The sequence below is a fragment of the Actinoplanes sp. NPDC049599 genome (assembly GCF_044465625.1).
Taxonomy (GTDB): Bacteria; Actinomycetota; Actinomycetes; order Mycobacteriales; family Micromonosporaceae; genus Actinoplanes.
This window is the reverse complement of sequence record NZ_JBITLX010000005.1, coordinates 381,062-393,341: the sequence shown is the minus strand read 5'-3', so window position 1 is coordinate 393,341 and position 12,280 is coordinate 381,062. Positions and strand designations below refer to the sequence as shown.

The following is a 12,280-nucleotide window of genomic DNA, read 5'->3' as shown; positions in this document are numbered from 1 at the left end:
GTCGTGGAGGTCCGCGGTGAGCTCGCTGAAGAAACGCGTCACCGGCTGCCTGGCCGCGGTCGCCGTCCTGCTGGCGGCGCAGCCCGTCGCGCCCGCCCGGGCCGCCGCGTCCCGGCTGGTCGTTGATCTCGCCGCCGGCACCGGGGCGCTGCGGTACGGCGCCACCGGCTTCCTCTACGGCCTCGGCGACGAGGGCATCCCGAACGAGACCATGCTGGCCGCCCTCAAGCCCCAGGTCACCGCACAGAAGGCGCCGGACGGCCGGCAGCACCCCAACGGCGACGCGCTGAAGATCGCCCCGATGTTCAAGCGGGCCGGCGGCCGGGACATCCAGATCTACCTGCAGGACGTCTACCAGCAGTGGCCGTACGAGGACCTCGGCATCGCGGACTACCTGGCCAAGGTGGACACCATCGCGCGCAAGGTGGTGGCCGACCCGTACCGCGCCTCGTACGTCTACGTGCCGTTCAACGAGCCCGACCAGATCTGGTACGCCAACGACGTCGCCGGCCTGAACGCCGACTGGCGGACCGTCTACCAGCGGATCCGGTCGATCGACCCGGGCGCCCGCATCGCCGGGCCGAACTTCGCCGGCTACCGCGCCGCCGACCTGCGCACGTTCCTGACCGCCGCCCGGGCCAACGGGGTGCTGCCCGACGTGATGACCTGGCACGAGCTCGGCGACGACTTCTTCACCGGCTGGGAGAGCCACTACAACGACTACCGGGCGCTGGAGACGTCACTGGGCATCAGCCCCCGGCCGATCTCCATCAACGAGTACGGGCGGTTCTCCGGCGACCTGGGCGTGCCCGGCAACCTGGTGCAGTTCGTCACCCGGTTCGAGAAGAGCAAGGTGGACGGCTGCCTGGCCTACTGGACCACCGCGGGCGGGCTCAACGACCTGGTCACCCGCAACAACCAGGCGACCGGCGCGTGGTGGCTCTACAAGTGGTACGGCGAGCTGACCGGCGGCACGGTGGCGGTCACGCCGCCCTCGGCCACCAGTTCGCTGCAGGGGCTCGCGGCCCTGGACCCGGCGAAGAAGCAGGCGCGGGTCATCTTCGGCGGCAACAACCCGGCGTCGGGCACGTACGACACCGACGTGGTGGTCACCGGGCTGGGCGCGGCGGCTTACCTCGGCTCGACCGTGCACGCCTCGGTCTGGGCCGTGGACACCTCGGGACTCAACCCGTCCACCGGCCCTTACCTGGTCCGCGAGGGTGACTACACCGCGAGCGGCGGCCAGCTCACCGTCCCGCTCACCGGGCTCAAGGGCACGTCCGCCTACCAGGTCGTGGTCACCCCGGACACCGATCTGTCCACGGTCGCCTCGGCGGCGCGGTACGAGGCTGAGTACGCCCGCACCGACGGCAGCGCGCGGATCACCTACGGCGGCAACACCGGCTACTCCGGCACGTACTTCGTCGAGGGGTACGGCGCCAGCACCACCGCGAGCACCAAGTTCGTGGTGACGGCTCCGGCCGACGGGTCCTACACGGTGGGGTTGCGGTACTCCGCGGGGCCGTACAGCGGGGCGCCCGTGGACCGGTCGGTGCGGATGCGGCTCAACGGCGCCGACCTGACCGACCTGGCGCTGCCCGGCACGGCGACCTGGAACACCTGGAACACGGTCAGCCGCAGGGTGTTCCTGTCCGCGGGCATCAACCGGATCGACGTGCAGGCGTACGCCGCCGACGACCGGGACGCGGTGAACCTGGACTTCCTCGACGTCTCCCCCGGCAGCGGCACGGTGACCACGTACGAGGCCGAGGCCGCCGGCAACGTCCGCTCCGGCACGGCCGTGGTCACCAGCGACGCCGCGGCCTCCGGCGGCCGGTATGTCGGCTACGTCGGCGCCGGCGCGGCGAACACCCTGCGGTTCACCGGCGTCACCGTCCCGGCCGCGGGCCGCTACCGGATGGTGGTCGGCTACGCCAACGGCGAGCTGGGCGACGGCGCGGCCAACTACAACAGCAACATCGTCGACCGGTACGCCGAGATCAGCGTCAACGGCGCCGCCGCCCGCCGGGTCTACTTCCGCAACACGCTCGGCTGGTCGAACTACCGCACCACGGTGGTGGACGTCGACCTGGCCGCCGGCGCCAACACCGTCACCTTCGGCAACCCGTCCACCGGGTACGCGCCCAACCTCGACCTGATCCGGATCGCCGCACCCCTCGGGCAGGGCTGACCGTGCTCCTGGGAGACACCACCACCAGCACCGTGTCCTGGGGCCATCCGGCGCTGCGGCTCGTCGTGGACGCCGCGCCGGACGCCCCGGCCGGGATCCGCTCGCTCGCCCCCGACGACCGCCGGCCGCTGCCCCGGGCCACCCAGCCCCTGGTCGAGCTGCTGGTCGCCGGCGCCGGCCGGGCCCGCGCCTCGCACCGCTTCTCCGGCACCGCGGTGGGCGTCCGGCTGCGCCACACCGCCCACTCGGCGAGCCGGCACGGGCGCTGGCACGAGCTGCGGATCGAGCTGCGGGACGAGCACACCGGCCTCGCCGCGCGGGTGTGGTTCCGCTCGGCGGACGGCGTCGGCGCGTGCCAGGTGCGGACCCGGATCACCAACGAGGGCCGCGAGCCGGTGCTGCTGCTCGGCGTGACCTCGTTCGCCGCCGGGTTCGCCGGGTCCACCGTGGACGACCTCGACCTGGTCCGGGCCGACAGCGAGTGGCTCGGCGAGGCCCGCTGGGCGCGCGAGCCGCTGCGCAGCCACCTGCCCGACCTCGGCCTGCGCGAGCACGGCCAGGACGGCCGCGGCCGGTACGCGGTCACCAGCGACGGCACCTGGTCGACCGGGGTGCACCTGCCCACCGCGGGCCTCGTCGACCGGGTCACCGGCCGGAGCTGGCTGTGGCAGATCGAGCACAACGGGCCGTGGCGCTGGGAGGCCGGCGAGCGCCGCGAGGGCGCGTACGTGGCGCTGCTGGGCCCGACGGACATCGACCACCAGTGGCAGGAGCGGCTGGCTCCCGGCGAGTCGTTCGAGACCGTACCGGTGTCGATCGCCGTCTCCGGCCACGGCCTGGCGGGCGCGGCCGCCGCGCTGACCGGGCACCGCCGGGCGCTGGTGCGGGCGCATCCCGACCGGCGGGACCTGCCGGTGGTGTTCAACGACTACATGAACACGCTGATGGGCGACCCGACCACGGCGAAGCTGCTGCCGCTGGTGGACGCCGCCGCGGCGGCCGGCGCCGAGGTGTTCTGCGTGGACGCCGGGTGGTACGACAACGGCACGACGTGGTGGGACAGCGTCGGCGAGTGGCAGCCCTCGCACACCCGGTTCCCCGGCGGCCTCGGTGAGGTGCTGGACCGGATCCGCGGCCACGGGCTGGTGCCCGGCCTGTGGCTGGAGCCCGAGGTGATCGGGGTCCGCAGCCCGATGGCGGCCCGGCTGCCGGCCGCGGCGTTCCTGCAGCGCGGCGGGGTCCGGCTGGTCGAGCACGGCCGCTACCACCTGGACCTGCGGCACCCGGCCGCGGTGGCGCACCTGGACGAGGTGGTCGACCGGCTGGCCGGCGAGCTGGGCGTGGGCTACCTCAAGCTGGACTACAACATCGACCCGGGCGTGGGCACCGACTTCGCCGCCGCCAGCGCCGGAGCCGGGCTGCTCGACCACAACCGGGCGCACCTGGCCTGGCTGGACCGGGTGCTGGCGCGCCATCCCGGGCTGACCCTGGAGAACTGCGCCTCGGGCGGCATGCGGATGGACTACGCGCTGCTGTCCCGGATGCAGCTGCAGTCCACCAGCGACCAGCAGGACCCGCTGCGCTACCCGCCGATCGCGGTGGCCGCGCCGCTGTCCGTGCTGCCGGAGCAGTCGGCCAGCTGGGCCTACCCGCAGCCGGACATGACCGACGAGCAGATCGCCTTCACCATGTGCACCGGCATGCTCGGCCGGCTCTACCTCTCCGGCCGCCTCGACGCGATGACCGCGGATCAGCGCGAGCTCGTGCGCGACGCGGTGCACCGGTACGGCGAGATCCGCGCCGCGCTGACGACGGCCGTGCCGGTGTGGCCGCTCGGGTTGCCCGGCTTCGCCGACCGCTGGCTCAGCCTCGCCCTGCGCGCCGGCGACGTCACGTACGTCGCGGTGTGGCGGCGGCCGGGCGCCGATCCCGCCGTCCGGCTGGAGCTACCCCACCTGCGCCACCGGCCCGTCCGGGTCGACGTGCTCTACCCCCGCCGGTTGCCGCCCTGGACCTCCTCCTTCGACACCGGAGCGCTGACGGTCGCGACCGGCAGTCCCGGGCCCGCCGCCCGCATCTTCCGGCTCGTCGCCGGGGCGGGCGGCACCCCACCCGAGAAAGAGAGCTGACATGCGAAGATTGCCGGTACTGGCCGCTGCGGCGGTGCTCACGCTCGGCCTCGCGGCGTGCAGTGACCCGTCCGCGGAGGCACCCGCCACGACCGTGGCCTCGTGGCCGGAGCCCACCGCCGAGCTGGACGGTGTGCAGCTGACCATCTGGGCCGCGCAGAACAGCAACACCGTGCCCAAGAAGGTCATCGAGGAGTTCCAGCGGGCGACCGGCGCCAAGGTCCAGGTCGTCACCATCCCCGACCCGTACGAGCAGGGGGTGCAGACCAAGGTCGCCACCGGGGACCAGCCGGATCTGGCGTTCTGGCAGCCGACCGCCTCGATGCTGACCGCGCTGAACGCCCGGGCCAACCTGCAGCCGCTGACCGGCGCCCCGTGGCTGACCGCGCTCGCCTCCGAGCTCAAGGACATCACCGGCGTCCTGGACGGCACCCGCTACGCCGCGCTGGTGACCAGCCCCGCGGTCGAGGGCGTCTACTACAACAAGGAGGTCTTCGCCGCCCACGGCATCACCGCGCCGCCCAAGGACTTCGACGCGATGGTGGCGCTCGCCCGGCAGCTCAAGGCCAAGGGCGTCACGCCGTTCCACGAGATGGGCGGGGACCGCTGGGCCACCCAGTGGTGGGTGCAGGTGCAGCTCGCCGACGCCGCCCGGGACGGGCTCTGGGACAGGGTGAACACCGGCAAGGAGACCTTCGCCGGCCCGGTCGTGCTCAACGCGATCAAGCGGTACCAGTCGCTGATCAAGGAGGGCCTGTTCAACCCCGACATCAGGACCGCGACGTTCGCCGACCAGGGGGCGGCGCTGCTGGGCGGCAAGGCGGCGATGGCCGTCCAGGTGAACTCGTTCTTCGGGCAGTTGCAGGCCAAGGCCGACACCGCCGAGCTGGACCGCAAGATCGGCTTCTTCCCGATCGCGCCCTCGGGCAACGTGGGCACGTTCATCCCGGACCAGTCCAACGCGCTGGTCGCGTTCAAGACCGGCGACGCCGAGCGGGAGGCGGCCGCCCGCCAGCTCCTGGCGTACTGGATGGGCCCCGGGTACGCCTCCTTCGTCGCCGACCGCAACACCGTGTCGCTGGAGCCGGCGGTGCCGAACCCGGCCGGCGTACCGAAGGCCCTGCTCGACGTGCACGCGGCCCTGCCCGCGTCGGTCGGCTCCATGCAGGCGCTCGCGGTGGCCAATCCCGACCTCTACCTGAACCTGGCCGACATGATCGGCGGCACGATGACCCCGGAGCAGGTCGCGAAGGCGACCCAGGACCAGTTCGCGCAGCTGGCCAAGGCCGCCGGCGCCCCCGGATTCTGACCGGCGATGTCCACGATGGAGAAAGCGCGGGTGCCCCGGGCGCCCGCGCCCCCACCGCCGGCCCGGCGCCGGGCCGGCACCGTCAACCGGCGCACCTACCCGGCGTGGTTCCTGCTGCCCGCCTTCTCGCTGCTGCTGGTCTTCTTCTTCCTGCCCACGCTGTTCAACTTCGTCTACGCCTTCACCGACTGGTCCGGGTTCAAGGCCGCGATCAACCCGGTCGGCTTCGACAACTTCACCGCGCTGGCGGCCGACGGCAGCCTGTTCCGCGCCCTGCGGATCACCCTGCTGTACGCCGTCCTGGTGGCGGCCTTCCAGAACCTGTTCGGCTTCGGGCTGGCCGTGCTGCTCGAACGTGACACCGTGCTGAACCGGATCGCCCGGGTGCTGCTGCTGGTGCCGGTGCTGATGTCCGCGCTGGCGGTGGGCTACCTCTTCCAGGCCCTGCTCAAGCCCGAGGGCAGCGTCAACCAGCTGATCGGCGGCATGCTGCGGCACCCGTTCGACTACGCCTGGCTGGGCGACACCACCTGGACCCTGGTGGTGGTGGCGGTCATCCACGGCTGGAAGTGGATGGGCCTGTCGATGCTCATCTACCTGGCCGGGCTCAAGACGATCCCGGAGGACGTCATCGAGGCGGCGCGGATCGACGGCGCCTCGCGGTGGTACGCCTTCTGGCGGGTCCGCGCGCCGCTGCTGGCCCCCGCCGTCACCTTCAACGTCGCCACGGCCCTGCTCGGCTCGATGAACGGCTTCGACATCGTCCAGGCCACCACCGGCGGCGGGCCGGCCCGGACCACCGAGATCCTCAACATCTTCATCTTCCGGACCTTCGGCCAGGGCCTGTTCGCCCAGGCCACCACGATGAGCCTGCTGCTGTTCCTGATGGTGGCCCTGCTGGCCTTCCCGGTCATCCACCTGCTGCGCAAGCGGGAGGAGATCCTGTGACCGGGCTCAGCGACGCAGCCATCTGGCGGCGGCTGCAACCGGTGGCCGCCACCGTGCTGGTGGCCGTGGTGATCGGCGTCCCGCTCTGGCTGGTGGTGATGACGGCCGGGAAGTCCCAGGGCGAGGCGCTGCACCCGGACCTGTCCCCGCCGCGGCACTGGCAGCTGCTGGAGAACGTCCGCCAGGTCTGGGTGGAGGGCGACGTGCCGGCGGCGCTGCTCGGCAGCCTGCTCGTCGTGGTGCCCACGGTCGCCGGGGTGCTGACGTTCGGCTCGATGGCCGCCTGGGTGCTGGCCCGCCGGGCCACCCGGCTCAACGCCGCGCTGTACGCGATCGGGATCAGCGGCATCGTGCTCCCGCCCGCGGTGGTCACGGTGGTGCTGCTGCTGCGCCAGCTCGGCCTGGCCGGCACGGCGACCGGCATGATCGGCGTCTACCTCGGCATCTACCTGTCCACGGTGATCTTCTTCGTGACCGGCTTCGTGCGGACCATCCCGCCGTCGCTGGAGGAGGCCGCGCAGCTCGACGGGGCCGGCGCCGTGCTGGTCTTCCGCCGCATCGTGCTGCCGATGCTGCGCCCGGTGCTGGCCACCGCCACGATCCTGGTCTGCCTGTACGTCTGGAACGACGTCTTCTACGCGTTCTTCGTCATCGGCGGCCGGCTGGACACGCTGCCGCTCAACCTGTTCCGGGTGGCGAGCGCGGGCTTGTACCTGAACAACTGGCACCTCATCTTCGCGTACGTGATCCTCATGAGCCTGCCGCTGGTGGTCGTCCTCGCGGTCGCCCAGCGCCGGATCATCGCCGGCATCACCAGCGGGGCGGTCAAATGAGCGGGTGATCCACAGCACAAAGTTTCCGATTTGGAAAACTTGCACGTCCGGAAAAAAGACGTAGCGTCAAGGTCATGACGGACGAGCTGGGGCTGCGCGAGCGCAAGAAGCTGGCGACCCGCCGCGCGCTCTGCGACGCCGCGCTCAAGCTCGCCCTCGACGACGGGGTCGCGGCCCTGACCCCGGAGCGGATCGCCGAGGAGGTGCGGGTCTCGCCGCGCACCTTCCGCAACTACTTCTCCAGCAAGGAGGAGGCGATCGTCGCCGGGCTGCAGGACCGCGCCCACGAGGTCGCCGACAACCTGCGCCGCCGCCCGGCCGGCGAGCCGATCTGGGAGTCGCTGCGGGCCGTGCTGCTGCCCTCGCTGGAGAACAGCATGCCCGGGCACGACCTGATGCAGCTGCTCGGGCTCATCCGCTGCCACCACGCGCTGCTCGCCGAGCACCTCACCAGCTTCGAGGAGCTGAGCCGGCGGATGACCGAGGTCATCGCCGAGCGCACCGGCACCGACGCCGCCCGCGACCTCTACCCCCGGCTGCTGGCCGACGCCTCGGGCATCGCGCTCAAGACCAGCCTGGGCCTCTGGTCCACCGGCGCGACCGGGCGCAGCCTCGCGGACATCTTCGGCGAGGCCCTCGACCTGCTCAGCAAGGGCATCCCGGCGCCCGCGGCGGAGTCCGGACCCGGATGACCCCAGCCACCTGAGCACTCCCCCACCCGCACTCCGCCGGCCGGACCGCCGGCGGACGGTGCCGCACGCCCCGCCGACGACCGCGCCGACGGTAAGTACCTGCCGGTCCACCACCCCCACGCAGCTCCGGGGGGCCGGCGCAAAACCCCTCGGAGGGACCGGCAGATGAGCCTGGTCGAGAAAACGCCGGTCGCCGATCCGGCCGCGCGCCCGCGGGCCCTGCCCGAGCTGGCCCTGGTGGTCGGGCTGTTCCTGGTGTACAAGCTGGCCCGGATCCTGATCCAGGGCCGCGACGACGTCGCCTTCGCCAACGCCTGGCGGGTGTGGGACCTGGAACGGTTCCTGCACCTGCCCGACGAGGTGGCCGTGCAGCACTTGTTCGTCGGGCCCGGGACGCTGCTGGAGACGGCGAACGCCTTCTACGCGTACGTGCACTTCCCGGCCACCGCCGCCTTCCTGCTGTGGATGTTCCTGCGCCGCCCGGCGCACTACCGCTGGGCCCGGCGCAGCCTTGCCGGGCTGACCGCCGCCGCGATGGTCGTGCACGTGCTGCTGCCGCTCGCGCCGCCGCGGATGCTCACCGGCACCGGGATGCTCGACACCGGCCGCCTGGTCGGACCGGCCGTGTACGGCGACCCGGCCACCGACACCCTGACCAACCAGTACGCCGCGATGCCGTCCCTGCACGTCGGCTGGGCGCTGGCGCTCGCCGTGACGCTGCTGGCCGTAACCCGCGGGCGGTGGCGCTGGGCCTGGCTGCTGCACCCCGCGCTGACCCTGCTGGTGGTCGTGGTGACCGGCAACCACTACTGGGTGGACGGCCTCGTCGCCGCGGCCCTGTACGGCCTCGTGCTGCTGGCCTGCCCGTGGCCGGGGCCGCAACCGCACCCGTCCTTCGGCCGCCCGGTCACCACGACGGTCGTGGAGCAGCCGGCATGACCGGGGCCCTGGCGGTGACCGTCCTGCTGGCGCTGCTCTCGGCCATGGCGTACGCCCTCGCGGCGGTGGTCCAGGAGCGCCTCGCCGCGGCCCCGCGCTGGTGGATGATCATCGGGCTGAACGGCGGCGGCGCGCTGCTGCACATCGGTGCGCTGGCCTACGGTTCGCTGGCGGTGGTGCAGCCGCTGGGCGCGCTGACCCTGGTGGTGGCGCTGCCGGTCGGTGCGGCGGTCGCCGGTCGCCGGGTCCGCCGCCGGGAGTGGCGGGGCGCGGTGGCGACCGTCGGGGGCCTGGTCGCGCTGCTGATCGCCGTCGGCACGGCCGCGCCGGCCCGGGCCCTGACCGACCGGCAGGTGGTGCTGCTGGTGCTGGCCTCGGGCGCGCTGATCGTGGCGCTCAGCGGGCGGGCGTACCGTGCGGTGCCGGGACCCGCCCGGCTGCCCGGCCTGCGGCTGGCCGCGGCCGGCGGGACCGCCTTCGCCGCCTCGTCGGCGCTGACCCAGACCGTGCTGCTCCGCATCGGCGCCGACGGGCTCGCCGCGCTGGAACGGCCGATGGTCGCCGGCACCACCCTGACGGTGGTCGCGCTCTCGGCGGCGGGCCTGCTGCTCTCCCAGGCCGCCTACCGGTACGGGCTGGGCGGCCCGCTGGCGACGCTGACCATCGCCAACCCGGTGGCGGCGGCGGGCATCGGGATCGCGCTGCTCGGCCTGGGCGCCGGCCTGACCTGGGACGCGCTGCTGGCGGCCGGCGCGGGCGCGGTGCTGGCCACGGTCGGCGTGCTGCTGCTGACGGCGCCCGAGCGGGTCACTGCCCGGCCCACCTGCCGCCGCTCCATGCGCCGGGCCCGCCGCCGGCCGCGCCGCAATCCGGTGCCCCAGCGCAACCGCCGGCCCGCCACCCGCGTCACCTCGACCCGCTGACCCCACCCGACCTGAACACCGGTGCCGCCGGTCCCTGCACGCCGCGCCGGTTACCCCCGCCGCCCGCCACCGGCCGGCGTTCCACGCCGCGCCGGCTCCCTGCGGCAACCGCCCTGCCCGGCCACCGGCGAGGCCGCCGTCGGGGTTACTGCTGGGTGGGTGCCGACGCCGGGGCGGACAGGCATCTGGTCACCGTCACGGTGACCCCTTCCGGGCCGTCGCTGATCAGCAGGGTGTCGGTGAGCCGGCGGGCGAGCAGGATCCCGCGCCCGCCGGGGACGTCGGCCGCGGGCGGTCCCGCCGTCACCGGCAGCCGGCCGGCGAAGCCCGCGCCGCGGTCGCTGACATCGGCGATCAGCGTGTCGGCGTTCAGGGTCAGCCGCAGCGAGCCCCAGCCGCCGCCGTGCCGCACCGCGTTGGTCACCAGCTCGTTCACGGCCATCACGAAGTCGTCGAGGGCGTCGCCCCGCAGCCCGGTCCGCTCCGCGTGCCGCCGCAGGTCATGGCGCATCTCGGTGATCTCCGCCGCGGTGAAGCCCCGGGTGAACACCTCGACCGCCGCCGGGGCCGGGGTGGCGGCCACGCCCGCACCCGGGTTCTGGGTGGGGGGTGAATCCGGCGCGGCCATCCAGGAACCATAGCCCTGCCGCGCGGGTGGCCCCGAACCGCAAATGCATTGTTGTCCTGGGACAACAACTCCGCGGACGGCGCCGGCGGCGGGTTCGGCGGGCAGCGCAGCGTCGTGCGGCGGTCACCGTCCGGTGCCGGACGGGCCTCCGGGGGGTGTGGAGGTCCCGCCCGGCCGACCGGTTGCGGGGGCAGGTACCGGTCGTCGCGGAAGAGTCGATCCTCGTTCGAGACATCATACGAATGAACGGCGGAGGAAAACCAGCGCCGCCTGAGAGAAGCGGCGCTCTCCCGGGACTTCGGGCAAAACATCTGCTCGGTGGGGCACCGGCGGCCTACCGGCCGATCGCCGGTTCCGCGGCGCGCAGGGCGGCGTACGCGCCGGCGAACATCGTCGACTTGATGCTGCCCAGAGTGTCGCGGTCCTTGCCGGCGAGCGGGCGTACCGCCTCCGTGGCCGCCGCCACCAGCGCGGCCTGGTCGGCCGCGCGGTCGACCAGGCCGTACCCGACGGCGGTGGGCGCGTCGAACCGCCGCCCGGTGGTCATCGCGGCGATCGCCGCGGCCGGGGTCAGCTTGGCCTGCACCAGCGCCGCCATCCCCGGGGTGAACGGGATGGTGATGTCCACCTCCGGGAAGCAGAAGTACCCGCGGTCGGACCGCATGATCCGGAAGTCGTGCGCCATGGCCAGCATCGCCCCGGCGCCGAAGGCGTGCCCGTTGACCGCCGCGATGGTCGGCACCGGCAGCGTGAGCAGCCGGGCGAGCAGGTGCTGGACGTCGCGCAGGTAGTCCGGCGCGCGGTCGCCGTGCTCGCCCAGCCAGGCCAGGTCCAGGCCGTTGGAGAAGAACTTGCCCCGGCCGGTGGTGACCAGCGCGGCCGCTTCCGCGCCGCGCACGACGGTGTCGAGCAGCTCGTGGACGCCGGTGATCCAGGACGGCGAGAAGCGGTTCTCGCCGTCGCCGAGGTCGAGGACGTGGACGGGGTGGTCCTGGTGCAGGGTCGGCATGTCAGCCCTTCCGGGTCGGTAGCGGGGTGGGCGGGAGATCCAGCACGGCGTGCACCGCCGCGGTGAGGCGCCGGCGCAGGTCGGCGTTGATGACCACGGCGCCGTCGGCGGCCGGGCCGGTCAGCGCGCGCCGGAAGAGCGCGGTCGGCAGGTCCACCACGCACGTCGTGACCACCTCGACGGCGTGCCGGTCGCCGCGGCCCCAGAGCAGCCGCGCCAGCCGCACCAGCACCTGCACCAGCCGCGCGTCGAGGCCGAGCAGGGCCTCGGCGTCGGCCTCCGGCAGCTCCGGGCCGAGCAGGTGCTCGCGGCGCACGGTGAAGAGCATGCGGGCCGCGGCCGGGCGCCGCTCGGCGAAGACCGCCGGTGCGCCCGCCGCGGCGACGACCGCCTCGCGGGCGCCGGCCGGGAGGGCCTGCTCGACGAGCTCGGTCTGCAGGCGCAGGAAGTCGTCGGCGGCGCGCAGCCAGGCCCGGGCGAGCAGGGCGGGCAGCGAGCCGAAGCCGTGGTAGATCGTGCCGTTCGGCACGTCGGCGGCGGCGGCCAGCGCGCGCACGGTGACCCCACCGGCGCCCAGCTCGACGACAAGACGCTCGGCGGTGTCGAGGACGTGGTCCAGGTCGTGGACGCGGCGGCGGGGCACCCGGCAGTTATATCAGAGCAGACGCTCCAATAACGC

At 73.6% G+C, this 12,280-nt stretch carries 11 protein-coding genes; 8 read left to right on the top strand and 3 right to left on the bottom strand.

Going from position 1 to position 12,280, the window contains the following annotated elements; all coding sequences use genetic code 11:
• Nucleotides 1-16: 16 nt before the first annotated feature.
• From ACIBQZ_RS12705 to ACIBQZ_RS12670, 8 genes are all read left to right on the top strand, one after another.
• Nucleotides 17-2,191, top strand: coding sequence for a carbohydrate-binding protein (locus tag ACIBQZ_RS12705; RefSeq protein ID WP_396088718.1), 2,175 nt, complete (start codon nt 17-19; stop codon nt 2,189-2,191).
• A gap of 2 nt (nt 2,192-2,193) precedes the next feature.
• Nucleotides 2,194-4,320, top strand: a complete 2,127-nt coding sequence (locus tag ACIBQZ_RS12700; protein ID WP_396088717.1) for a glycoside hydrolase family 36 protein — start codon at nt 2,194-2,196, stop codon at nt 4,318-4,320.
• Nucleotide 4,321: 1 nt separating this feature from the next.
• Nucleotides 4,322-5,629: an ABC transporter substrate-binding protein gene (locus ACIBQZ_RS12695; protein ID WP_396088716.1), complete on the top strand. Its 1,308-nt coding sequence runs from the start codon at nt 4,322-4,324 to the stop codon at nt 5,627-5,629.
• Nucleotides 5,630-5,635: 6 nt separating this feature from the next.
• On the top strand, nt 5,636-6,577 hold the full coding sequence (locus ACIBQZ_RS12690) for a carbohydrate ABC transporter permease (RefSeq protein WP_396088715.1): 942 nt from the start codon (nt 5,636-5,638) through the stop codon (nt 6,575-6,577).
• Nucleotides 6,574-7,410: a carbohydrate ABC transporter permease gene (locus tag ACIBQZ_RS12685; protein WP_396088714.1), complete on the top strand. Its 837-nt coding sequence runs from the start codon at nt 6,574-6,576 to the stop codon at nt 7,408-7,410. Before ACIBQZ_RS12690 ends, ACIBQZ_RS12685 begins: the two co-directional genes overlap by 4 nt.
• Nucleotides 7,411-7,484: 74 nt before the next feature.
• Nucleotides 7,485-8,102, top strand: a complete 618-nt coding sequence (locus tag ACIBQZ_RS12680) for a TetR/AcrR family transcriptional regulator (protein WP_396088713.1) — start codon at nt 7,485-7,487, stop codon at nt 8,100-8,102.
• 165 nt (nt 8,103-8,267) lie between these two features.
• On the top strand, nt 8,268-9,041 hold the full coding sequence (locus ACIBQZ_RS12675; protein WP_396088712.1) for a phosphatase PAP2 family protein: 774 nt from the start codon (nt 8,268-8,270) through the stop codon (nt 9,039-9,041).
• Nucleotides 9,038-9,964 carry a hypothetical protein gene (locus ACIBQZ_RS12670; RefSeq protein WP_396088711.1) on the top strand — a complete coding sequence of 309 codons (927 nt, stop codon included), beginning with the start codon at nt 9,038-9,040 and terminating at the stop codon, nt 9,962-9,964. Before ACIBQZ_RS12675 ends, ACIBQZ_RS12670 begins: the two co-directional genes overlap by 4 nt.
• Nucleotides 9,965-10,109: 145 nt before the next feature.
• Here the strand turns inward: ACIBQZ_RS12670 and ACIBQZ_RS12665 are convergent, their stop codons facing one another.
• The 3 genes from ACIBQZ_RS12665 to ACIBQZ_RS12655 all read right to left on the bottom strand — a co-directional run bounded on the left by ACIBQZ_RS12665 (nt 10,110) and on the right by ACIBQZ_RS12655 (nt 12,244).
• On the bottom strand, nt 10,110-10,592 hold the full coding sequence (locus tag ACIBQZ_RS12665) for an ATP-binding protein (protein ID WP_396088710.1): 483 nt from the start codon (nt 10,590-10,592) through the stop codon (nt 10,110-10,112).
• 334 nt (nt 10,593-10,926) lie between these two features.
• The gene (locus ACIBQZ_RS12660; protein ID WP_396088709.1) at nt 10,927-11,601 is read right to left on the bottom strand and encodes an enoyl-CoA hydratase-related protein; all 675 of its coding nucleotides are present in this window, start codon (nt 11,599-11,601) and stop codon (nt 10,927-10,929) included.
• A gap of 1 nt (nt 11,602) precedes the next feature.
• Nucleotides 11,603-12,244, bottom strand: a complete 642-nt coding sequence (locus ACIBQZ_RS12655; protein ID WP_396088708.1) for a TetR/AcrR family transcriptional regulator — start codon at nt 12,242-12,244, stop codon at nt 11,603-11,605.
• Nucleotides 12,245-12,280 lie beyond the last annotated feature (36 nt).

Bases quoted from the DNA above. Each gene is read 5' to 3' on its own strand.
- ACIBQZ_RS12695 (WP_396088716.1), top strand. From the start codon at position 4,322: ATGCGAAGATTGCCGGTACTGGCCGCTGCGGCGGTGCTCACGCTCGGC.
- ACIBQZ_RS12690 (WP_396088715.1), top strand. From the start codon at position 5,636: ATGTCCACGATGGAGAAAGCGCGGGTGCCCCGGGCGCCCGCGCCCCCA.
- ACIBQZ_RS12680 (WP_396088713.1), top strand. From the start codon at position 7,485: ATGACGGACGAGCTGGGGCTGCGCGAGCGCAAGAAGCTGGCGACCCGC.
- ACIBQZ_RS12675 (WP_396088712.1), top strand. From the start codon at position 8,268: ATGAGCCTGGTCGAGAAAACGCCGGTCGCCGATCCGGCCGCGCGCCCG.
- ACIBQZ_RS12670 (WP_396088711.1), top strand. From the start codon at position 9,038: ATGACCGGGGCCCTGGCGGTGACCGTCCTGCTGGCGCTGCTCTCGGCC.
- ACIBQZ_RS12665 (WP_396088710.1), bottom strand. From the start codon at position 10,592: ATGGCCGCGCCGGATTCACCCCCCACCCAGAACCCGGGTGCGGGCGTG.
- ACIBQZ_RS12660 (WP_396088709.1), bottom strand. From the start codon at position 11,601: ATGCCGACCCTGCACCAGGACCACCCCGTCCACGTCCTCGACCTCGGC.